This is a genomic window from Thiomicrorhabdus hydrogeniphila (assembly GCF_054656895.1).
Genome location: NZ_BAAHXL010000001.1, coordinates 919,923 through 941,561 on the forward strand (window position 1 = coordinate 919,923; position 21,639 = coordinate 941,561).

At 37.3% G+C, this 21,639-nt stretch carries 18 protein-coding genes; 10 read left to right on the top strand and 8 right to left on the bottom strand.

Annotated elements, in window-relative coordinates:
• Positions 1 to 8: 8 nt before the first annotated feature.
• The 3 genes from ACYQ0E_RS04000 to ACYQ0E_RS04010 all read right to left on the bottom strand — a co-directional run bounded on the left by ACYQ0E_RS04000 (position 9) and on the right by ACYQ0E_RS04010 (position 2,399).
• Entirely contained in the window at positions 9 to 455 is a 447-nt protein-coding gene (locus ACYQ0E_RS04000; protein ID WP_460186957.1) for a methyltransferase family protein, read from the bottom strand.
• A 154-nt stretch (positions 456 to 609) separates the two neighbouring features.
• Entirely contained in the window at positions 610 to 1,716 is a 1,107-nt protein-coding gene (locus ACYQ0E_RS04005) for an MBL fold metallo-hydrolase (RefSeq protein WP_460186958.1), read from the bottom strand.
• A gap of 83 nt (positions 1,717 to 1,799) precedes the next feature.
• Complete coding sequence (locus tag ACYQ0E_RS04010; RefSeq protein ID WP_460186959.1) at positions 1,800 to 2,399, bottom strand: TetR/AcrR family transcriptional regulator; 600 nt, start codon at positions 2,397 to 2,399, stop codon at positions 1,800 to 1,802.
• Positions 2,400 to 2,561: 162 nt separating this feature from the next.
• On the opposite strand from ACYQ0E_RS04010, the gene pcnB reads away from it, so the two are divergent.
• From pcnB to ACYQ0E_RS04040, 6 genes are all read left to right on the top strand, one after another.
• Positions 2,562 to 4,019, top strand: coding sequence for a polynucleotide adenylyltransferase PcnB (gene pcnB / locus ACYQ0E_RS04015; protein ID WP_460186960.1), 1,458 nt, complete (start codon positions 2,562 to 2,564; stop codon positions 4,017 to 4,019).
• Positions 4,020 to 4,038: 19 nt separating this feature from the next.
• A complete protein-coding gene (gene folK / locus ACYQ0E_RS04020; RefSeq protein WP_460186961.1) occupies positions 4,039 to 4,536 on the top strand; it encodes a 2-amino-4-hydroxy-6-hydroxymethyldihydropteridine diphosphokinase in 498 nt (165 codons plus the stop codon).
• A 111-nt stretch (positions 4,537 to 4,647) separates the two neighbouring features.
• The gene (panB, locus tag ACYQ0E_RS04025) at positions 4,648 to 5,439 is read left to right on the top strand and encodes a 3-methyl-2-oxobutanoate hydroxymethyltransferase (protein WP_460186962.1); all 792 of its coding nucleotides are present in this window, start codon (positions 4,648 to 4,650) and stop codon (positions 5,437 to 5,439) included.
• A 46-nt stretch (positions 5,440 to 5,485) separates the two neighbouring features.
• Positions 5,486 to 6,343, top strand: coding sequence for a pantoate--beta-alanine ligase (gene panC, locus ACYQ0E_RS04030; RefSeq protein WP_460186963.1), 858 nt, complete (start codon positions 5,486 to 5,488; stop codon positions 6,341 to 6,343).
• Between the two features lie 129 nt (positions 6,344 to 6,472).
• Positions 6,473 to 7,246, top strand: a complete 774-nt coding sequence (locus ACYQ0E_RS04035) for a motility protein A (RefSeq protein ID WP_460186964.1) — start codon at positions 6,473 to 6,475, stop codon at positions 7,244 to 7,246.
• Positions 7,230 to 7,973 (top strand): OmpA/MotB family protein, encoded by a 744-nt coding sequence (locus ACYQ0E_RS04040; RefSeq protein ID WP_460186965.1) that lies wholly within the window; start codon positions 7,230 to 7,232, stop codon positions 7,971 to 7,973. Before ACYQ0E_RS04035 ends, ACYQ0E_RS04040 begins: the two co-directional genes overlap by 17 nt.
• Positions 7,974 to 8,065: 92 nt before the next feature.
• Here ACYQ0E_RS04040 and panD read toward each other — a convergent pair whose 3' ends face one another.
• The 4 genes from panD to ACYQ0E_RS04060 all read right to left on the bottom strand — a co-directional run bounded on the left by panD (position 8,066) and on the right by ACYQ0E_RS04060 (position 13,375).
• A complete protein-coding gene (gene panD / locus ACYQ0E_RS04045; RefSeq protein ID WP_460186966.1) occupies positions 8,066 to 8,464 on the bottom strand; it encodes an aspartate 1-decarboxylase in 399 nt (132 codons plus the stop codon).
• Between the two features lie 222 nt (positions 8,465 to 8,686).
• Positions 8,687 to 11,476 carry a phosphoenolpyruvate carboxylase gene (ppc, locus tag ACYQ0E_RS04050; protein ID WP_460186967.1) on the bottom strand — a complete coding sequence of 930 codons (2,790 nt, stop codon included), beginning with the start codon at positions 11,474 to 11,476 and terminating at the stop codon, positions 8,687 to 8,689.
• A 187-nt stretch (positions 11,477 to 11,663) separates the two neighbouring features.
• Complete coding sequence (gene ppa, locus ACYQ0E_RS04055) at positions 11,664 to 12,191, bottom strand: inorganic diphosphatase (protein WP_460186968.1); 528 nt, start codon at positions 12,189 to 12,191, stop codon at positions 11,664 to 11,666.
• Positions 12,192 to 12,403: 212 nt separating this feature from the next.
• On the bottom strand, positions 12,404 to 13,375 hold the full coding sequence (locus ACYQ0E_RS04060; protein WP_460186969.1) for a class 1 fructose-bisphosphatase: 972 nt from the start codon (positions 13,373 to 13,375) through the stop codon (positions 12,404 to 12,406).
• Positions 13,376 to 13,687: 312 nt separating this feature from the next.
• On the opposite strand from ACYQ0E_RS04060, the gene thiI reads away from it, so the two are divergent.
• Positions 13,688 to 15,124 carry a tRNA uracil 4-sulfurtransferase ThiI gene (gene thiI, locus ACYQ0E_RS04065; protein WP_460186970.1) on the top strand — a complete coding sequence of 479 codons (1,437 nt, stop codon included), beginning with the start codon at positions 13,688 to 13,690 and terminating at the stop codon, positions 15,122 to 15,124.
• Between the two features lie 61 nt (positions 15,125 to 15,185).
• On the opposite strand, the gene ACYQ0E_RS04070 is transcribed toward thiI, so the two are convergent.
• The gene (locus tag ACYQ0E_RS04070; RefSeq protein WP_460186971.1) at positions 15,186 to 16,718 is read right to left on the bottom strand and encodes an MltF family protein; all 1,533 of its coding nucleotides are present in this window, start codon (positions 16,716 to 16,718) and stop codon (positions 15,186 to 15,188) included.
• Positions 16,719 to 16,945: 227 nt separating this feature from the next.
• Here ACYQ0E_RS04070 and ACYQ0E_RS04075 point away from each other — a divergent pair, with 227 nt between their 5' ends.
• The 3 genes from ACYQ0E_RS04075 (at position 16,946) to rlmB (ending at position 21,554) form a co-directional block, all read left to right on the top strand.
• A complete protein-coding gene (locus tag ACYQ0E_RS04075; RefSeq protein ID WP_460186972.1) occupies positions 16,946 to 18,358 on the top strand; it encodes a dihydrolipoyl dehydrogenase in 1,413 nt (470 codons plus the stop codon).
• Positions 18,359 to 18,470: 112 nt separating this feature from the next.
• Complete coding sequence (rnr, locus tag ACYQ0E_RS04080) at positions 18,471 to 20,807, top strand: ribonuclease R (protein ID WP_460186973.1); 2,337 nt, start codon at positions 18,471 to 18,473, stop codon at positions 20,805 to 20,807.
• Positions 20,808 to 21,554 carry a 23S rRNA (guanosine(2251)-2'-O)-methyltransferase RlmB gene (gene rlmB / locus ACYQ0E_RS04085; protein ID WP_460186974.1) on the top strand — a complete coding sequence of 249 codons (747 nt, stop codon included), beginning with the start codon at positions 20,808 to 20,810 and terminating at the stop codon, positions 21,552 to 21,554.
• Positions 21,555 to 21,639: the final 85 nt, after the last annotated feature.

Sequence of the window (21,639 nt, forward strand, 5' to 3'; positions counted from 1 at the left end):
ATGAATCTTTATAATAAAAAGGGAATCAGTTTTTTTGTACGCTCTTGAAAAATGACATAGTGAGGTAGTTTTTCGACTAAGAGTGACTCTTCGTAGCTAAGTTTAATGTATAGCGAAATAAAAAGAGCTGCGTAAAGAGATAGAGCTACCCAGCTAAGGTCTAAAATAACTAATGGCAAAAAGAAAAGAATAATTGAAAAATACATTGGATGGCGAATAAAACGGTAAGGACCATGGGTAACTAGTTCAATATCGGGCATTGGGTCAGGCACAATATTAAAGTGGCCTAAATGCATAGTCTGTACAGCCCATAAACCAATAAAAACGGCAATAGCTTCAACGGTTAATACAATGGCATTAAGGCTGAGTGGAAGCAATAATAATAAAAGTGCAATTAAGCCAAATTGTAAGGCAACTAAACTAAAAGAAACTATAGGATGTTTCATTGTTGTCATGATTTTACTCTTTATAAAGTTAAGGGCGTCTGTATTGGGCTTTGTTCTTTAAAAAAGAAAGCCTCAGTAGATTATATCTATTGAGGCGGTAAATGAGTGATGAAATATGAGCTTAGTGTTTTAACTTTATATTTAGGTTTTGTTGGTTAAGTTTTTACTCATAACTTTGGTCAAAGCCTACTTTCATATATTCTTTATAAATATGCACGCCATTGTTTTTGTGTGTTTGGGCAAAAACAGGGCGGTCTTTATAGGCCGACTGGTCAATTTTATCTACGTCTTCAAGTGTGCCACCAGCATCAACAATGGCTTTAACTTCTTTTTGCATAAACTTAAGGTAATCATAAGTATCTTGTTTTACTTTTTGCATATTTGTTGGTGAACCGTGCCCAGGGATAACAATGACATCCTTAGGCATTGCTTGAATCAGTTTTTCAAATGTAGTAACCCATTTTTGAGTGTCGGTATATGAAAAAAGAGCAATCATACGTTGGTTGTAGGCTAAATCACCAGGTAAAACGATATTGCGTTTAGGTAGATACACAATAGTTGAGCCTGGAGTATGGCCTGCGCCAAAGTTCATGATTTCAACTTTTTCTCCACCTCCAACATCCACGGTTAGTTTGTCATCAAAGGTGGTGAATTTATCAGATACATCGGTTGCAGAATCTGTAATTACATGGCCAACCCGATCTCCCCAGCTTTTTTTAATGTGTTTAAATCCGTTTTTAAAGTCATCATTGGCTACTTTATGTGAGTAAAGGTTTTTAACTCCTTGAGCAACCCAGTAACTTGCCCCTAAATAAGCGTGGCCTTGACTGTTTTCTACGGCTAACCATTTAACAGGTTTATTGGTGTGTTTTTTAATCACTTGGTGAAGCGCATGGGCAACAGCAGGGTTGGGGCCAGCATTAAAAACAAAAACACCGTCTTCAAATTCAATAAAGGTAAGGTTGTTATTTAAACCAAAGTTACCTGGGTTATGCCAAATCATACTTCCGACAATGGTGTACACGCCATCGGCAACTTTTATTGGTTGTGGCAGAGTAATTTGTTTACCAATGTATCCTTTTTTCTGTGTGACTTTTTCGACCTCTTTTTGATAGCTTGTCACGCTTTGAGAAAATCCATCTCCTCCAGGAAAAGCTTGCATTTCTTTGGCGTAATTGGCAAAGCTTTCTGTATAGACATCTTGTGCTTGAGCTGTATTTACACTTGATAATGCAAAGACGAGAGAGCTATAAAGTAGAGTGTTTTTCATGATGAAATCCTTTCATATTGAGGTTGTTTTGACTGTTGAACTCTGCCATTAATGGGTTTCGATAAAATATCGAATTAAAGTTTTTAATTTTTTTGCTTGGCAATACTTCGCCAGCTTGTTGTTGTAATTTGTTCTAAATAGGTTGGTAAAGGGTTTTCAAGCATATTGTCTAAGCCAAGCTGTATTAATCGTAAAACGCCACCAAAACTACTCGCCGTAGCGACCATAACATCCATTTCAATGATTTCACCTTCTTGCATACCTTGAGCAATAACATTACGAAGCGTTAAAAAGGGTTGTGAAGAACAGATGGGTGGAAGTTCTGGCATAAATTCTCTGTGGCGAGCGGATAATATAAATTGCATAACGGCAGGGTGTTTGTCGGCGGTTTCAATTACCGATTTTGATAAGGCGTAAAAGCGTTGCCAGCTTGAGTTGTGCTGGCTTAAAATATCTTGTTGTTCTTGAAAAACTTGACTAAGCAAGGTTTGCATTAAGGTTTCAGCAATTGCTTGCTTGTCTTTAAAAGCGTGATAAATAGAACTAGTACTGATGTTTGAATGTGCAACTATGTCAGGTATAGATGTGTTAAAAAAACCTTTTTTTACAAATAACTCTAAAGCACTTTGTAATATGTGTAATTGGGTTTTGGACAGGTTGTCGTTTTTTAGAAAGGTCTTCATTGATCATCTATTTCTTTGTAGTAATGATTTTTATTTAGAATACATATTCTAGAATGAGCATTCTAATAATGCAAACAATTTAATAAATCCGTTTTAATACGTCAAAAAAAGGTTGAATTCATTGCAGTATCTCTAAAACACGCTAAAATGAAACTCTATTCTTTGAACACAAATTTATATTCCTATATGCAACGAATCATTCGTAAAATCAGTTCCTTTTTTTCAAGGTCAAAAGCGCTTCCTGAACACGGTTCAATTGGAAAAAACTCACCTGTGGTTGTTAGCCGTCAAAAACACGGTATATCACGTCAACAAATTGATAAAGCGGCATTAGACGTATTGTACGGTTTAAAACGTGGTGGTTACGATAGCTACCTAGTTGGTGGATGTGTACGTGATTTATTATTAGGTATTGAACCTAAAGATTTTGATGTGGTGACCAGTGCGGAACCAGATCAAATTAAAACCGTTTTTAAACAGCGTTGTCGTTTAATTGGTCGCCGTTTTCGTTTAGCGCATGTGCGTTTTGGTCGCATGATGATTGAGGTGGCCACCTTTAGAGGGCAAGGTGATGGAGATGGTCGAAAAGATCGTTTTGGCCGCAACGGAAAATTATCTGGCCCTGCTAGACAGGTTGACGATAGCGGGCGTTTATTAAGAGATAATGTTTACGGAACAATGGAAGAGGATGTATGGCGTAGAGATTTTACTGTTAATGCGTTGTATTACGATATTAGAAACTTTGCGATTACCGATTACGTAAATGGGTTAGAAGATATTAAAAAAGGGCAACTTCGTTTAATTGGCGATCCTGAAACTCGCTATCGTGAAGACCCTGTACGAATGATTCGTGCCATTCGTTTTGCTGCTAAACTTGGTTTTAATATTGAGAAAAAAACAGAAAAACCTATTGTTAAATTAGCGCCTCTTATGCAAGACGTTTCAAATGCGCGTTTGTTTGAAGAAGTCTTAAAGCTTTTTCATAGTGGTGTTGCGGTAGAAGTTTTTGAAAAGCTTCGTCACTATGATTTGTTTGAGCATTTATTTCCTCTTACTGAACAGGTGTTATCCGAAGAGCAAGACGGTTTTCCTAGAATGTTGGTTATAGAGGCGCTAAAAAGCACGGATAGTCGAATTCAAGATGGTAAATCGGTTAATCCAGCCTTTTTATTTTCAGCCATGCTTTGGGAACCGATGTTAAAACGTAAGCAAGACTTTTTAGATGAAGGTTTCGCCCATCAAGATGCATTTTTTGCAGCGGCAAATGATGTTATTGAACAACAGATTAAGCGTACTGCAATTCCTAAACGTTTTACGGCACAAATGCGTGATATTTGGAATTTACAACACCGTTTACCTAAACGACATGGTGATAGGGCTCAAAAATTAATTGAACATCCTCGTTTTAGAGCGGCATATGACTTTTTAGGTATTAGAGTTGCAGCGGGTGATGATGAAATGGCTTCTGTATTTGATTGGTGGACAAAGTATCAAGAAAAAGATCCGGTTCAGCAAGTTGCTTTTGCTAACTCTGTAGAAAAGCCACAACGTAAAAAACGTGTTCGTCGTAACCGTAATTTTTATAGAAAACGCAGTCAATCTGCTGATTCAGCTAGCTAGTCAGTAAGTCGTCAATTGTATGCTAAAAACCACGGCTTATTTAGGGATAGGAAGTAACTTATCAAACCCGGTCGAGCAGCTAAAAACGGCGCTTAATTCAATATCTGAATTACCTCAAACTCAACTTGTTAAATCTTCTTCTTTTTATGGATCTAAGCCCTTAGGTCCTCAAGATCAACCTGATTTTGTGAATGCAGTGTGCAAAATTCAAACTGAATTAAGTCCATTGGTTTTACTTAACGCTGTACAAAAGATAGAACAAGAGCAGGGAAGAGTTAAAAAACGCCATTGGGGTGAGCGGTTAATTGATATCGATATTTTGCTTTATGGCGACCAACTCATTGAAGAAGAAAACCTAACGATTCCACATTTACAGATGAGTGTTAGAGACTTTGTACTTGTTCCGTTAGCTGAAATTTCACCAGGCCTGGTAATTCCAAATAAAGGTGAAGTTAGAGCATTATTGGGTAATCTTGAAAAGTCTTATTTGATTGCTCTAGCCGATGTGAATAATTAGTTTTTTTTCCTGTTTATTAACCCTTTCAAAGAATCTAACAATATAATGGCAATCTGCCTGAACCTTATTACGCCTTGTGAATAAAAGTGGCTTTTACTAATAGGAGTATCTATGTCAATTACGCTATCTAAGCTTAAAAAAATGCATGTAACGGGCGAAAAAATAACCTGTCTAACAGCTTATGATGCAAGTTTTGCGCATTGGATTGAACAAGCTGGTGTAGAGGTGATTTTAGTTGGTGACTCATTAGGAATGGTGGTTCAAGGTCATGCAACAACGTTACCTGTTACTTTAGATGAGATGGTTTACCACACTAAAATGGTACAACGTGGAAATTACCAGGCCTGGTGTATTGCAGATATTCCTTTTATGTCTGATTGTTCTGTTGAGCAAACCCTACAAAGTGCCGCACGCTTAATGAAAGAAGGCGGGGCAAATATGGTTAAGCTTGAAGGTGGTATGCGTGTTGTAAACACAATAACAGCATTATCAGAAATGGGAATCCCTGTCTGTGGGCATCTTGGATTGTTACCGCAATCGGTTGAAAAATATGGTTATAAAGTGCAAGGCAAGGATGACTCTTCTGCGCAACGTTTACGTGATGAAGCGCTTGCATTACAAAATGCAGGTGCAGACATGATTGTACTCGAATGTGTACCGCAGGCTTTAGCTCAAGAAATTACAGAACTTTGTTCTATACCTATAATTGGTATTGGATCAGGTGTTAATACCAGTGGACAAGTATTGGTATTAAACGATATGTTGGGTATAACCGTGGGGAATGCACCTAAGTTTTCTAAAAACTTTATGGCACAGACTGGATCTGTTCAAGAGGCATTGGCTTGTTATGTGAGTGAAGTGAAAAAACAAAAATTTCCTTCCGTAGAGCATGTAGTCGCGTAGTCGTCTAGATGGTTAATTTTACATTAATTTAGAGGGATAAGTTTGTATGCAAGTCTTTGAACAAGTTAACGCTTTGCGTGTTCAAATTTTAGAGTGGAAAAAGAAGGGGTATTCTATTGGTTTTGTACCCACGATGGGAAACCTTCATAACGGCCATCTTAGCTTGGTTAAATTGGCTCAGCAATCTTGTGATAAAGTGGTTGTAAGTGTGTTTGTTAACCCCATACAATTTGGTCCTGATGAAGACTATGCTAGCTATCCACGAACGATTGAACTCGATCAAAAAAAACTTTCTGAGTCACAGGTAGATACGGTTTTTTATCCCTCTGTTGAAGAAATGTATCCAAATGGAACTCAACAAACACGTGTTCAAGCAACTGAAAGTTTAACCGGTTTATTGGAAGGGGCTATCCGACCTGGTCATTTTGATGGTGTAACAACGGTGGTTTGTAAGCTATTTAATATTGTGCAACCTGATAAAGCAATATTTGGTCAAAAAGATTATCAACAACTCGCGATTATTAAAACAATGGTTGCAGAGCTTTCATTACCAATAGGCATTATTTCAGCTCCTATTGGTCGTGATTTAGATGGGTTGGCATTAAGTTCTAGAAACCAATATCTTTCTGTGCAACAGCGAAAAGTTGCACCTAAATTTCACACAGTGTTGCAAGATATTGCCCATGCGATTGAATCAGGGAATACCCAGTTTTCTGATTTATGTTCAGCGGCAACTGACTCTTTGTTGGCGGAAGGATTTGATGAAGTTGACTATATAACCGTTCGTGATGCTAAGACTTTGGCTCCAGTAACTAATTATGAACAAGATATTGTCATTCTTGGTGTCGTTATTTTGGGTAAAACCCGTTTATTGGATAATATTTTGCTATTAAAAAATAGCTAGAACCTTAGTAAGTCAACCACTGTTTTATATTTCATTGTTTCTTTTTGAGATATTTATGCTTGCTATTTATCAATGTTTATTCACCAACGGACATTTAATTATTAACCATTCAATATTTAAAATCTATATATGAGCTTTTCAACATTAATCGGATTAGTTGCGGGTATTGTCATTGTGCTTTTGGCCATGGCAATGGGGTCATCTATTGGTATGTTTATAAACTTACCAGGTATGATGATTGTTGTGGGTGGAACCGTTGCAGCCACCATGATCCGCTATTCTATGGCGGACAGTTTTAAAGCAATTGGCATGTCATTTAATGTATTAAAAGTATCTTCAGAAATAAAAGACTTTAATGAATTGGTTGATGTTACAGAAGATTTATTACGATTGGTGCGTGGTAAAGGTGTTTTAGCCATGGAAAGCTATGAAGTAAATAATAGCTTTTATCAAACCGGTATTCGTATGATGGTGGATGGATATTCCGTTGATTTAGTAAGACAAACGCTACGAGAGAAAAATAAATTATTAATGGAAAAGGCTGAAACCAGTGCTGGCGTGTTTCGCTCAATTGGTGAAGCCGCACCTGCATTTGGTATGATTGGTACTTTGGTGGGTTTGATTCAAATGTTGTCAAATCTCAGTGATCCATCTGCAATTGGACCTGCTATGGCCGTTGCTATGTTAACAACCTTGTATGGCGCCATGATTGCAAACCTTTTTGCTCTGCCAATAGCGGATAAAATTGAGTCTTGGGCACAAAATGAATCGGAAAGAGAGTTATTAATTATTGAGGCAATTGAAAGTATTGGTAAAGGTCACAACCCTTCTGTTATGAGGGATTTACTTGCCCCTTATTTACAGATGAATAAAAAGGTAAAAGATCGTGGCCAGGAAGGCTAGGGGTGGTCCTGCATGGTTGGCAACTTTTGCCGACTTAATGTCCCTGTTAATGGCTTTATTTGTACTTTTATATGCCATGTCGAGTGCCGATGTACCAAAATATAAAGCGGTGGTTGAATCATTAAGTGAAGCACTCGGTAATGGCAGTGAGTTGACTCCAGAACAAGAACAGTTTTTTCAATCTCTTCAATTATCAATGGATTCGGAATCTAAAGTAACTCTGCCTCCAGAGTCTAAGGATAGTCAAGAAACCGTAACTGATAATCTTCATCCCCTTTATGAAAATCTAATTGAGACTTACTCGGAAGCGGGTAAAAAAAGTGAAATAAAAATTCATTACGATAGTGAGAATAATCAAATTAGATTGGTGTTCCCAGAACAAATTGCTTTTGATCCTGGGCGTGCTAATTTAAAACCAAGATTTATTGAGTTGCTTGACAAGTTTTTTCAGTTTAGAGATGAAAAAGTTGCATTACAAGTGGTGGGGCACACGGATAGTCGACCAATTTTTGGAGGGCGTTTTAAATCTAATTGGGAGCTTTCTAGCGCAAGAGCGGCAAGTGTTATTGAGCAGTTGGTGAGTGATAATGCAATTAGGCCTGAACAGGCTCAAGCAATTGGTTTAGCGGATACTCAACCTATTTCTAATGGTACAACCGAAGAAGATTATGCAAAGAACAGACGGGTTGAAATATTGATTACACCTGAGAAATTTAGACCTAAATAAAATATTGATTTATGAGTCTTTAAATAAAAAAACCGGCAATATAAAAAATTATATTGCCGGTTTTTTTACATCTATACACAATCCAAAGCTAATTAACTTGCTTTAGTCGCTTCTGCCATTTGTGTCGGGATAGTATTGCGCGTATGGGTAATTTCATTTTTATCGTTGAAATAAACCATTTTAGGTTTAAAGGTATCTGCTTCAGCTTCTTCCATAGAAACAAAAGTAACGATAATTAATAAGTCATTAGGGTCTGCATTGTGTGCAGCGGCACCATTAACAGAAATAATTCCACTGTTATCTTCTGCACGAATTGCATAAGTGGTGAATCGCTTACCGTTATTGACATTATATATTTGAATTTGTTCGTATTCACGAATGCCTGCTACATCTAACAGGTGACCATCTATAGCGCAAGAACCTTCATAATCTAGTTCGGCGTGTGTTGTAGTAACACGATGTAATTTTGATTTTAGTAGTGTGACTTGCATAGTATTCTCTTTAGTTTGAAGAATGGGATCGCCATTTATCAGTTTAAAGCTCTGTAAACAGTAAGCTGCAAAACAATAATTTTCAGCCAGATATTATACTGCTATTTTTTAAGCTTTTTACTATTAAGTGTGGTTTATTGACATATAAATAAAATTATATCTAATTAATAGACAATAAAAACCCCCGATAAACGAGGGTTAAAAGTCAATAAAGTTAACAGCTTAACCAGTATTACGCATACCAGCCGCTATAGCATTAATACTGTTAAGAAGAGGGTTTAACCATAATTCACGTTCTTCGTCCGTTGCATCTACTGCTTTATAACGTGCTATTAAAGCTATTTGTATATTGTTTAACGGCACTAAGTAAGGGTTACGTCTTTTTAAAGACAGAGCAAGTGTTGGGGTGTCTGCCATTAAATATTCATTACCAGATATTTCCAATACACGTCTTACTGCACGCTCGTGTTCTTCTGCAATCATGTTGTAGATTTTAAGAGCTTCCTCTTGGTTTTGACCAAGCTTGCTATATTCTTTACCAATTTTTAAATTAGTTTTGAATAACGTCATTTGGATATTACTGATAAATGAGTTAAAGAAAGGCCAGTTTTTATGCATATCTTTAAGCTCTTCGTCAGAATGCTGATTAATCCAATTATCAAGTGCGTAACCTGTTCCTTGCCAAGCCGGGAACGTCAAGCGTGCTTGCGCCCAACCAAATATCCATGGAATCGCACGAATAGAAGATTTGGATAGGTTGCCTTTTTTACGGTGTGAAGGTCTAGAACCGATATTCAGTAAACCAATTTCCGTAACAGGGGTGGCTTCATAGAAAAACTCAAAGAATCCTTTAGTATGGTCGGTTAATTCACGGAAATTGTGCTCACCATCTTTGGCAAGCGTTTTCATGATTTCTAGATACTTTGGATTGTCTTCAGTAATGTCTGAAACAAGGCAAGTACTTGCTTTCATAAGGCCTGTAACCCCAAGTGATAGCTCATACATAGCTGTTTCAGAGTTACTGTATTTATAAGAAAGTACTTCACCTTGTTCGGTAAATTTAATTGAACCGCGTACCGTGCCTGTTGGTTGCGATAAAATCGCATAGTGAGTAGGGCCTCCACCACGACCAACTGTTCCACCACGACCATGGAATAAACGACAATCCACTTGGTGAGTATCGGCTAATTTCATAATTTGTTGTTGAGCTTGATATAGGCTCCAGGCGGAAGATAAATTACCACCATCTTTGGCTGAATCAGAATAACCCAACATAATCTCTTGCTGGTTACCAGAGGCTTGTAATAAAGCTTTGTAGGTTGCGTTTTCAAACAGTGCTTGAGTGACCGGAACAATATGTTCTAAATCTTCAATGGTTTCAAATAATGGTGCTATTTCAAGGTCACAGTAAGGTTTTCCTGCGTTATATCCCGCCAGCCCAGCTTGATGCGCCAAGAATAGCACTTCCATTACATGGCTAGCTTCGTGGGTCATTGATATGACATAGTTGTTAAAGGCTTTAGGGCTAATTTCTTTACGCATTTGACGAATAACATTAAATACTTCAAGTACTTCTGTTGTCATTTTGTCTAAAGCTAGGTGCTGGGTATCAATAATGGTTGCAGATGCTACGTGTTTCGCAAGTAATGTTAGCTTTTCAGATTCATTTAACTTTTTGTAGTCGATATCTAGATGAGATAAAAGATCCGCAACAGCATCACTATGTACGTTAGATTCTTGACGAATATCTAAACGCATTAGATAGAAACCAAAAGTTCTAACTAAACGGATAAGGTCTTGTAGCTCCTCATTGGCAACATTTTCATCACCATGATTGCATAGTGAACTATGAATGAGTTCAAGGTCCTCAAGAAGTTCAGCTTCGGAGGCATAAGCAAAAGAAGACTTTTCGATTTTCTCGTCATTTAACCAAGCTTCAACATACTGCAAGTTTTTATTTAATCGACCTTCCATAATGTATAAGAAGCGACGATAAGGTTCATCTCTAAAACGTTCTGGGCGTTTCTTAAATACGGCTTCAATTAGGTCAGCATCTACGATAGTTGTACGGTTGATAATTTCTTGTGAAATATTACACAGATAGCGAGAATGCGTTAATTTAGAACTTAAATCAAATACACGTTGTTTGTACTCATAAATCACGGATCGTGATTGTAAAAGAAGAGCTTTGATTGTTGTGTCATGGGTTACGAATGGGTTACCGTCACGGTCACCACCAATCCAAGAACCAAAGGTTAAAAAATCTGGTGTCGCAATATTTGCTTCAGGATAGTGTTTGTCTAACGCGCGTTCCATGTATCTATAAACGGTTGGAACAGCTTTAAATAACGATTTACGGAAATAGTAGATACCATTACGAATTTCATCTTCTACGGTTGGCTTTTGACGACGTACTTCATCCGTTTGCCAAAGTACTTGAATCTGAGATTCTAATTGCTGATAAAGAGATTCTTTACGGTATTCATTATTATAGGTATCGGCTTCATTAAGAGTGCCTATGTCTAAGAAGATTCTTCTTAAATTGTCCATAACTGAACGGCGTTTTGATTCTGTAGGATGAGCTGTAAAGACGGGGATGTAGTGAAGTTTGTTTAGTAATTCTTGAACTTGGTTGGCTTGCATGCCTTGTTCTTTAAATTCACCGATGGTATTTAATACTGAACCCATCCAAAGTGGGCCGTCTGATTTTAATTGACTTTGTCTTTCATGATATTGATGTTCTTCTTCGGCTAAGTTGACAAGACTAAAGTATAAATTGAAGGCTCGAATAATAAGATTTAATTCATCAGCACTTCTGGATTCAATGAAAGCTGTGAGTTCTTTGCGTAATTCTGGGTCATCGTTCTTTTGTAGGCTTATGTAGCCTTTACGTAGTTTTTCTACTGCATTATAAGTCTCTACACCTACTTGTGAAGTGATGACTTTTCCGAGGATTATTCCTAGAAGTTTGACGCGTGCTCTTAACTGCTTATCACGAATGTTGGCTGCCATTTTTACTCTCAATTTTTAAAAGAAATTGGAACAAATTATAGCAGATATTTTCAATGAATTAAGCACATAGCAGTGAATATAAAAAAATAAAGGTGTAGATGTCTGTTTCGTATTGCTTTTTAATTCTAAAACAAAAAGCCCACCAAAAGGTGGGCTTTAATAGTGCTTTGCTAAAACGAGCAATAATTTATTTTGCTTGGTAAGCTTTTACACCGTTTAGAATTTCTTCACGTGCAGCATCTATATCACCCCAGCCTTCTACTTTTACCCATTTACCAGGTTCAAGGTCTTTGTAGTGGCTAAAAAAGTGTTCTACTTGCTCTTTTAAAAGAGGAATATCTTCAACTTTTTCAATTTTTGAATAAATTGGCGAAAGTTTATCGACAGGAACAGCAATAACTTTTGCATCTTCTCCGCCATCGTCCGTCATTTTAAAAATGCCTATTGGACGGCAGCGAATCACTGATCCAACCATTAAAGGATGTGGCGTGACGACTAAAACGTCAACAGGGTCACCGTCATCAGATAGGGTGTCATTAATGTAGCCGTAGTTAGCAGGGTAAGACATTGTTGCACCTTGTAAGCGGTCAACCCAAACAAGGTCAGTGTCTTTGTCTACTTCATATTTTATTGGTGCTGCAAAAGCAGGAATTTCAATAATAACGTTTACATCATTAGGAACGTCTTTACCTGCAGGAACTGCTGAATATCCCATGTTTTATTTCCTTTTGTCTTTACCACGAAGACACGAAGACACGAAGAAAGAAAAGTGTGATTCGGTCAGTGGTGTTTTATTAGAGTGGTTTTATCGTTTTTATAACGCAAAACACCCGCAGTAATTCTCCGTTTAAACAACAAAAACTTTGTGTCTTCGTGCCTTATTGGTTAACTTTTGCGGGTGTTTTAAGTTCAGTAAGCTAAATACGCTTATTTATTGTGGTAAGCCACTACTTTAGCGACTTCATTTTTAGAACCAAGAACGACTGGTACACGGTCATGAATACCTTTTGGAGCTACGTCCATAATATCCATACGACCAGTAGATGAAGCACCACCAGCTTGTTCAACAATCATTGACATTGGATTACCTTCGTACATTAAACGAAGTTTACCTGCTTTTGAAGGGTCACGGCTGTCGTATGGGTACATGAAAATACCACCACGAATAAGAATACGGTGAACTTCAGCAACCATAGAGGCTACCCAACGCATGTTGTAACGTTTACCAAGAGGACCTTCTTCACCTTGTAGGCAGTGGTCAATGTATTCTTTCATCTCTGGTTCCCAGAAACGTTGGTTAGACATGTTGATTGCAAATTCAGCAGTGTCTGCAGGAATTTGAAGCGCTTCTTTAGTTAAAACGAATTCACCGATGTTTGTGTCTAAAGTGAATAGGTTAACGCCATTACCTGTTGTCATTACTAATAGTGAAGATGGTCCGTAAAGAACATAACCTGCAGCTACTTGCTTACGACCGTTTTGTAAAAACACTTCTTGGTTGTCGCCAGGCGTATTGTCTTGTGCTTCTAAAACTGAGAAGATTGTACCAACAGAAAGGTTTACGTCGATGTTTGAAGAGCCATCTAATGGATCAAATGTTACTAGGTATTTACCATCTGCATTAGCCGCAATAGTGTAATCTTCTTCTTCAGAACCAACACCACGAACGAATGAGTTAGCAACCAAGATATCTTTTAAAAGGTCGTTAGAAATAACATCTAACATCTTTTGTGTTTCACCTTGAATGTTTTCGTCTTCTGTTGCGCCTAAGATACCAGCTAATTCACCTTGACCTAATTTGTATGCGATGTCTTTACACGCAACCATTATGTCTTTGATAACAAGCTCTAATTCAGCATTTATGCCATCAGCGGCTAGTACTTGATCTAATCTTTTCATCGAGGGTCTCTCTGTTTTAAATTGAAATAGTAAACTTTTTGGATTTTAACATGCACAGGGTTCATTTATCAATTGAATATCATGAATCATCTATTTTGATGTTTGCTTTATTCGCCACGATGCCAACCTTATATAGAATAAAATTGAACTTTAATCCTCTTTAAAATCAAGGTGACGAGTGGTGTACAATACAAAAAAATATAATGTCGCTATATTCGCTTGCCCATATAGTGTTTTACATAACACAAACAAATAATTATTGAATTACCAGGCCTGGTAATTTATTGAAATGTATTAAATAAAGAGTAAAAAATGAAGTTTATTGTTAAGTTGTTTCCTGAAATTATGATTAAAGGTGGTCCAGTTAAAAAGCGCATGATTAATATGCTCACGGATAACTTACGCACCTTGTTATATAGAGTAGATGACACAATAGAAATAAAACGTTTTTTTGACAAAATTGAAGTTCAGACGGATGAAAAGAACATTGAATCTGTGCGTAAAATTCTTAAACAAACTCCTGGTGTTGAGCAATATTTAGAAGTTATTCAATATGAAACGGGTGAAGATTTAGAGGCGATTGCTCAAATTGTGGCAGAACATAAGTTATCTTCAATTGAAGGTAAAACCTTTGTAGTAAGAGCTAAGAGAACTGGTGAGCATAGCTTGACTTCCTTTGACATTGAACGTTATGTCGGCTCCCATTTATTTAATAAAGGTAAGCCAAAAGGCGTGGATTTACGCAAACCAGAAGTAAAAGTTGAATTTGAGCTTGATAACAATACATTAAACGTTATTACAAAAAGGCAACCGGGGTTAGGTGGATTCCCTATCGGGGTTCAAGGTGAGGTTTTGTCATTAATGTCAGGTGGGTTTGATTCAACCGTGGCCAGTTTTTTAACCATGAAACGTGGCATAAAAACGCATTTTATCTTTTTTAATCTAGGTGGTGCGGCGCATGAAGTTGGTGTTAAACAAGTAGCCCTTTATTTATGGGGCCAGTTTGGTGCATCTCATAGAGTGCAATTTATTACTGTACCTTTTGAAGAGGTTGTTGAAGAAATTTTTAGATCAACACACGAAAGCTATATGGGCGTAACATTAAAACGATTGATGATTATGGCTTCAGAAAAAGTGGCGGACGCTATGGGCGTGGATGCGCTTGTTACTGGTGAGAGTGTGGCTCAGGTGAGTAGTCAAACCTTGCGAAATTTAGCGGTAATTGACGAAGTGTCTAACAAATTAATTTTAAGACCTTTGGCAACGATGAATAAATCTGAAATTATAAAAATAGCCGATAACATTGGTACACGTGAATATGCTGAAAACATGCCAGAATATTGTGGCGTCATTTCTAAAAACCCTGTTACCAATGCATCGTTTAATCGAATGGAACGAGAAGCCAAGGCATTTGACTATCAAGTGTTGGATGCGGCTATTGAAAAGTCAATCAGTATTCCTGTAGATAAAATTATTGAAGATGTAAATAGTGCTGCGCCGGTAGATATTGTGAATACACCTGGCCAGGCAATTGTTATTGATATTCGTCGTGAATCAGAAGCGAATCATGCGCCTTTAGATATTGAGAATATAAATATCCCTTTTACTGAATTAAACCGTACATTTAAAACGTTAGACCAATCAAATGAGTATATTTTGTATTGTGATAAAGGGGTCATGAGCCAATTGCATGCTCAGTATTTGCGTGATGCAGGGTTTGAAAATGTAAAGGTTTTTAGACCTGTTTGATTCACTGTAAATGCAAGTCCGGTTTTTACCTCAAGTAATTTATAGAACTTGAGTGAGGTCGTTAATTATTTGAGTCAGAATTTTCGGCCTGCGTTTCTTGATATTCTTCTAGCTGTTCTTCTTTAAATTGGTGTTTTTTTGTAGCCAATTCTTTTGCAAGTTTTAATGCGATTTTGGTTTTTTGTATTTTGGTTACATAGTTAACCGTTTCTTGACCAATTTCTTGTCTTGCAAGTACTTCTACATTGTAATGCCATTTATAGGGGTTAAGGCCTCTTGCTTCGGTCATTCGTTGTAGTTTTCTAATACGACCTGGCCCTGCATTGTAGGCAGCTAAGGTAAAGTTAATTTTATCTTCTTTTGAATATTCTGGTTTGTCAAAGTAAAAATCTCTAATAAAAGCTAGGTATTTAACACCTGCTAAAATATTGTCTTCTAAATTATAAATATTAGGCACGTTGACGATTTTTGAACGAGCAGTAGAGGGTTTAATTTGCATAATGCCCACTGCATTTGCATGACTTCTTAGGTCTTGTTTAAAACCCGATTCATGAAAGGCTTGAGAAGCAATTAGATACCAGTCAAAATCAAAAAACGTAGCATATTTTTCAAAATAGTATTGTAAGCATGGGGTTTCGTCGAGCGCATTTAACGATAATGGTTGTTTGATCCAATATGGGTTTTTAAAGTATTTTCTATATAAGCTGTTTCCTAAAAAACGTCCCGGCATGGCATACTTAACAATAAAATCATTCAACACTTTTTTTAATTTAGGAAGATTTTGATTGATTGCCCAGGCAATGTTTCCCCCATAATGAAAAGCAAAGTTTTTTTGTAATCTTAGATTGGTAAAGACATTTTGGTATATTTCGGCGATATGGTTATCTACAACGGTGTAGTCAAATAACCCTGCGTTTACCATTTCAAGAATATCTTCCGCCTCTAAAAGAGAATCAGCTTTTACGATTTCAATAGCAGGTAGTCCTAAGCGACCAAGCTCTTGATTGAGCCTTTGTATATGGATAATATAGCTACTGTTACTCACTACAATAATTTGTTTGCCAGCGAGTTCTTGAATGGTTTTGGGAGCGGGTTTGTTTTTATTAGAGATAAGTATTTCTGAGACGTTGGTAATGTAAGGTTTTGTAAAATCTATATAGGCCGCTCTCTCTGGAGCGATAGTAATACCTGCCGCGACAATATCGCCATAACCTGCTGTTAAATCGGGTATTAGTTGTTCAAATGGGTGTGCTAAAAAAACGATATGGGTTCTATAGCGTTCTTTTAGTGGGCCACGATTGAGGTATTTTTCAAACTCCTTCATTAAATCGTGTTCAATACCCCTGTCACCGCGTAAGGTGTGGAAAAAATTGGTTCTGTTGTAACTTACTAGAACACGTAAGATTCTCCGTTCTTTTATTTTGTCTAGGTCGCCAATAAAAGGTTGGTTTATACGCTCACTAATCGATTTGGCTTTGGTTAATGTTGTTGTAGAGGGAATTGCATTGGCTTTAAAACTAACAAACAGTATTACGCTGATGAGAATCATCAGTGTTGTATTTGTAAGGTTAGGTTTAAATTTAGGGCTGCGCAAAAGCTTTTCCTATAGCGTATAACGAGTGATTATTCTAGTTGAGTTATTGCTTTAATAAAACCCAAAAAAAACTAGGTGTTCTATTTAAAATTTGTCATAGCTATTTATAAAAGCATTTTCTGTAGCAAAAGTCATAAAATTATAATATTTAAAATGCGTTTTTATCGTGTAAACAAGCTAAAATCAAAATATATAAAATTAAAGCGTATAAAAATATGGAGTCTTAAATGCGAAAAGTTAAATATGCAATTTTAGGTGCTGGAACATCGGGTTTAACGGCATTAGGAATAATAAGAAAGCAAACTGATGATTTTGTCATTATTAATGGAGGTTCTTTAGGCACTACTTGTGCACGTGTTGGTTGTATGCCTTCTAAAGCAATGATTCAGTCGGCCAATTTATATCATCAAAAGAATCATTTAAATGAGTTTGGTCTTAATGGTGGCGAAAATCTTGATGTAGATACTGTACAGGTTATGCAAAGAATAAGACGTTTGCGTGATCGTTTTACTGGTGGTTTAAAAATGGGGTCAACAGAGACTTTAAAGTCTAATCAGTTTATAGAGGGCTATGCAGTATTTATTGGTGAAAATACGTTAGAAGTTAACGGTGAAAAAATTTATGCTGAAAAAATTATTATTGCAACAGGTTCCAGGCCTGTTGTGCCGGCGCCATGGCAAGCTTTGCAAGATAGGTTGTTAACCAGTGATGAGATTTTTGAGCTGGAAGGTTTGCCAAAACGTGTTGCTGTGGTGGGTCTTGGAATTATTGGGCTAGAACTTGGTCAGGCATTATCTCGTTTAGGTGTAGAGGTTATTGGTTTTGAAATGCAAAAAACGGTTGGTGGTTTAAGTTCACCGGACGTGATTGATAAAGCTTTGGCATTGTTTGGTCAAGAATTTCCTATTCACCTTGGTGCGGCCGCACAATTAGAGAAAACGGATAATGGCGTTAAAGTAAATCTAGAAGAGCAAAGTTTTGAGGTTGATATTGTTCTAGCTTCTTTAGGACGACGTCCTAATATCGATAATCTACAACTAGAAAAAGCTGGTGTGCAGCTAGATAAACGAGGTATGCCACTCTTTAGTATAAATACAATGCAAATTGAAGATAAACCAATATTTATAGCTGGCGATGTAAATATGTTTAGACCTATTTTACATGAGGCTAGTCACGAAGGAAAAATTGCAACGCTTAATGCAATGGACTATCCATTAATAACATCCTATAAGCGTAAAACGCCATTGGGTATCGCGTTTACAGATCCAGATATTGGCTTTTTTGGAGAAAACTACCGAAATCTTGATTTACAAAAAATCGAGGTGGTTAATTTCGATTTAGAAGGTAAAAATGGTCGAGCTATTGTTATGGGTGAAGATCATGGCGTTATTTCATTGTATGGAGATAAAGAAAGTAAGCGTTTGATTGGTGGTGAAATGTTAATGCCTCATGCCGAACATTTTACACATCTATTAGCATGGGCTATCGAGCAAGAAATGACCGTTTTAGAGTTGATAAAAATGCCGTTTTATCATCCCGTGCTTGAAGAAGCGATTCAATCAGCCTTATATATGCTTTACAAAGCCTTATATTCAGAGGAGGAACGAGTAATTAAGGCAGAGTTGACAGTAATGCAATAATGTTGAGTAACTATTTGCTATAATACGGCATGATTTTTTTCAATATAACGCTCCAAGCTCAATTTATTTGTGGAATTTGTAAATAATTGAGTGTAAGCGTTTTTAAATTTAGATGGTATTCGTGAGTAAAGAAAATACATCGGGTCAACATGATCCACATGCACAGCGTGAAGCTGAAAAGTATGAAAACCCAATTCCTAGTAGAGAATTTATTTTAGAAGTTTTAGAAAAGGCTCAAAAGCCATTAAGACTTTATCAAGTTGCTAAAGCCGTTGAAGTAGAAGAAGACGATGAAGAGCGTTTTGAGGCTCTATCGCGACGTATGAAAGCAATGGTACGTGATGGACAATTAATTCGTAACCGTCGCGGTGCTTTTGGTTTACTGAAAAAAATGGACCTTATTAAAGGCCGTGTTTTAGGGCACCCTGATGGGTACGGGTTTTTAGTACCAGAAGAGGGTGGTAAAGATCTCTTCTTGTCAGAAAAAGAAATGCATAAAGCCTTACATGGCGATATCGTTATTGCCTCAGTTATTGGTGAAGATCGTCGTGGTCGCCAAGAAGGCGCTATCATAGAAGTTACAGAACACAATACACAACAAGTGTTAGGCCGTTTAAATCATGAAGATGGTCTTTCTTGGGTTCGTCCAAATAACAATCGTATTACGCAAGATGTTTTTATTCCACAAGATGGTTTGTTAGGCGCAAAAGAAGAGCAAATTGTTTTAGTTGAAATTATTCATCAGCCATCAATGCGTTCAGGGCCAATTGGTAAAATCATTGAAGTGGTTGGTGACTATATGGCCGCCGGTATGGAGATTGATTCTGCTATCCATGCTTACGGTATACCAAATGATTGGTCTGCTGAACTTGAAGCAGAGTTGGCCAGTATTCCTGATGAAGTGACTGAAGCAGACTTAGAAGATCGTAAGGATTTACGAGCGCTTCAGTTAGTCACTATTGATGGCGCAGATACTAAAGACTTTGATGATGCTGTTTTTGCAAAACGCCGTAAAAATGGGTGGCGTTTAGTGGTTGCAATTGCTGATGTTTCACATTATGTCAAACCAGGTACTGAATTAGATAAAGAAGCATTTAAACGTGGTAACTCTGTCTATTTTCCACAACGAGTTGTACCGATGTTGCCATCTAAACTGTCTGATGGTTTATGCTCATTAAATCCAAAAGTTGATCGTCTATGTATGGTTGCAGATTTATCGTTAACTGAAGACGGTAAATTAGAGCGAAGCCAATTTTATCAAGCGGTAATGAACTCAAAAGCACGTTTAACTTATACTCAAGTTAATGAGATTCTTACAGATGAAAAAAGTGAATATCGTAAAGAATTTGCTGAACAAGTACCTCTACTTCACGACTTGCATGATCTTTATAACGTACTAAAAGTCGCACGTGCCGAACGTGGTGCTTTAGAGTTTGAAACCACTGAAACACGCATGGTTTTTGATGAAGAACGTAAGATTCAAGAGATTGTGCCTGTTACCCGTAACGATGCTCACAAGTTAATTGAAGAGTGCATGTTAATGGCTAACGTAGCGACAGCTCGTTACCTTAAGTGGCATAAGATGCCAATCCTTTATCGTGTGCATGAAAAACCAATGGAAGAGCGTCTTAAAAATGTAAGAACGTTCTTATCTGACTTTGGTTTAACGTTAGAAGGTGGCGATGAGCCAACAGCACATGATTATGCTGCAGTTTCAGCTAAAGTAAGTGGTGAGCCACATGAGCACCTAGTGCAAACCGTCTTACTAAGAAGTATGAGTCAGGCTGTTTATCAGCCCGAAAATAAAGGCCACTTTGGTTTGAACTATGAGCATTACGCTCACTTTACTTCGCCAATTCGTCGTTATCCAGATTTATTAGTTCATCGCGCTATTCGTCATGTATGGACTAAATCGGGTGTTGAAAAATTTGAATACACTGAAAACCAAATGGTTGATTTAGGTCAGCATTGTTCTGATACTGAACGACGTGCTGATGAAGCGACACGTGACGCGACAACTTTCTTGAAGTGTGAATTCTTATCACACCGAATTGGTGGAGAGTATGAGGCGGTGGTATCAGCCGCAACTAACTTTGGATTATTTGTTGAGCTTCAACCTTTATACGTTGAAGGTTTAGTGCACATAACTGAGTTGGGTGAAGACTATTTCCATTACGATAATGCACGTCATTGCTTAAAAGGTGAGCGTACAGGTAAAACATATCGTTTAGGTGATCGCATTAAAGTTCAAGTAGCGCAAGTAAACTTAGATGATCGTAAGGTCGATTTACGTTTTATTGAGAGCCTAACGGAACATGTAGAGCCTGAAGTAGCACAATCTGAAGAAAATGAATCAGGTGAGAATCAAGGTGATGATAAAAAACCAGCTCGCAAAAAGCGTTTTTATCGTAAGAAAAAACGTTCAGGTTCAAAACCAAAGGCTGACTAAATGAAGCAAGAAGTCATATATGGTTTACATGCGATTGAAAAGTTTTTAAAACAATCTCCTCAATCAGTTTATACCATTAGCTTTTTAAAAGGCCGATTAAATAATCGTCAACAAGCATTGCATGATCAAGCTAAAAGAGTTGGCTTAAATATTGAATTGGTTAGTAAGTCTGCCTTTAACAAGATCGATGGTAATCATCAAGGTGTTATGGCAACCGTTGCCAAACAAGCAGACTTAGTTGAATCAGATTTAAAGAAACTTATTGATGATGTCTCAAATCCGCTATTTATCTTTTTAGATGAAGTGCAAGACCCACATAACTTAGGCGCTATTTTGCGAACCGCAGATGCGGTAGGCGTTCACGCCGTTATTATTCCAAAACATAATTCAGTAGGCATGAACCCAACGGTTCGTAAAGTGGCTTCTGGTGCTGCCGACAATGTTAAATTGATTGTTGTTTCTAACTTAGTTAGAACGATAAAAGAGATGCAACAAGAAGGTATGTGGATGATTGGTTTGGCGGGTGAAACTGATCGAACAATTTACGATCATGACCTAACAGGTTCAATTGGTGTTGTTATGGGAGCTGAAGGCAGTGGTTTACGACGTTTAACACGTGAAGCTTGTGACCACTTAGCGGCGATTCCAATGGTTGGCGTAGTAGAAAGTTTAAATGTTTCTGTTGCCGCAGGTGTAACGGTATATGAGGCCTTTAGACAAAGAGCAATAAAAGCCAATTTAAAATAAAACGTGCCATTTATTGCTTTAAGCCATTTTACCAGGCCTGGCAAGCCCTGTGGCCGTCTATGACGTGTGAGCATAGGGTAAAATG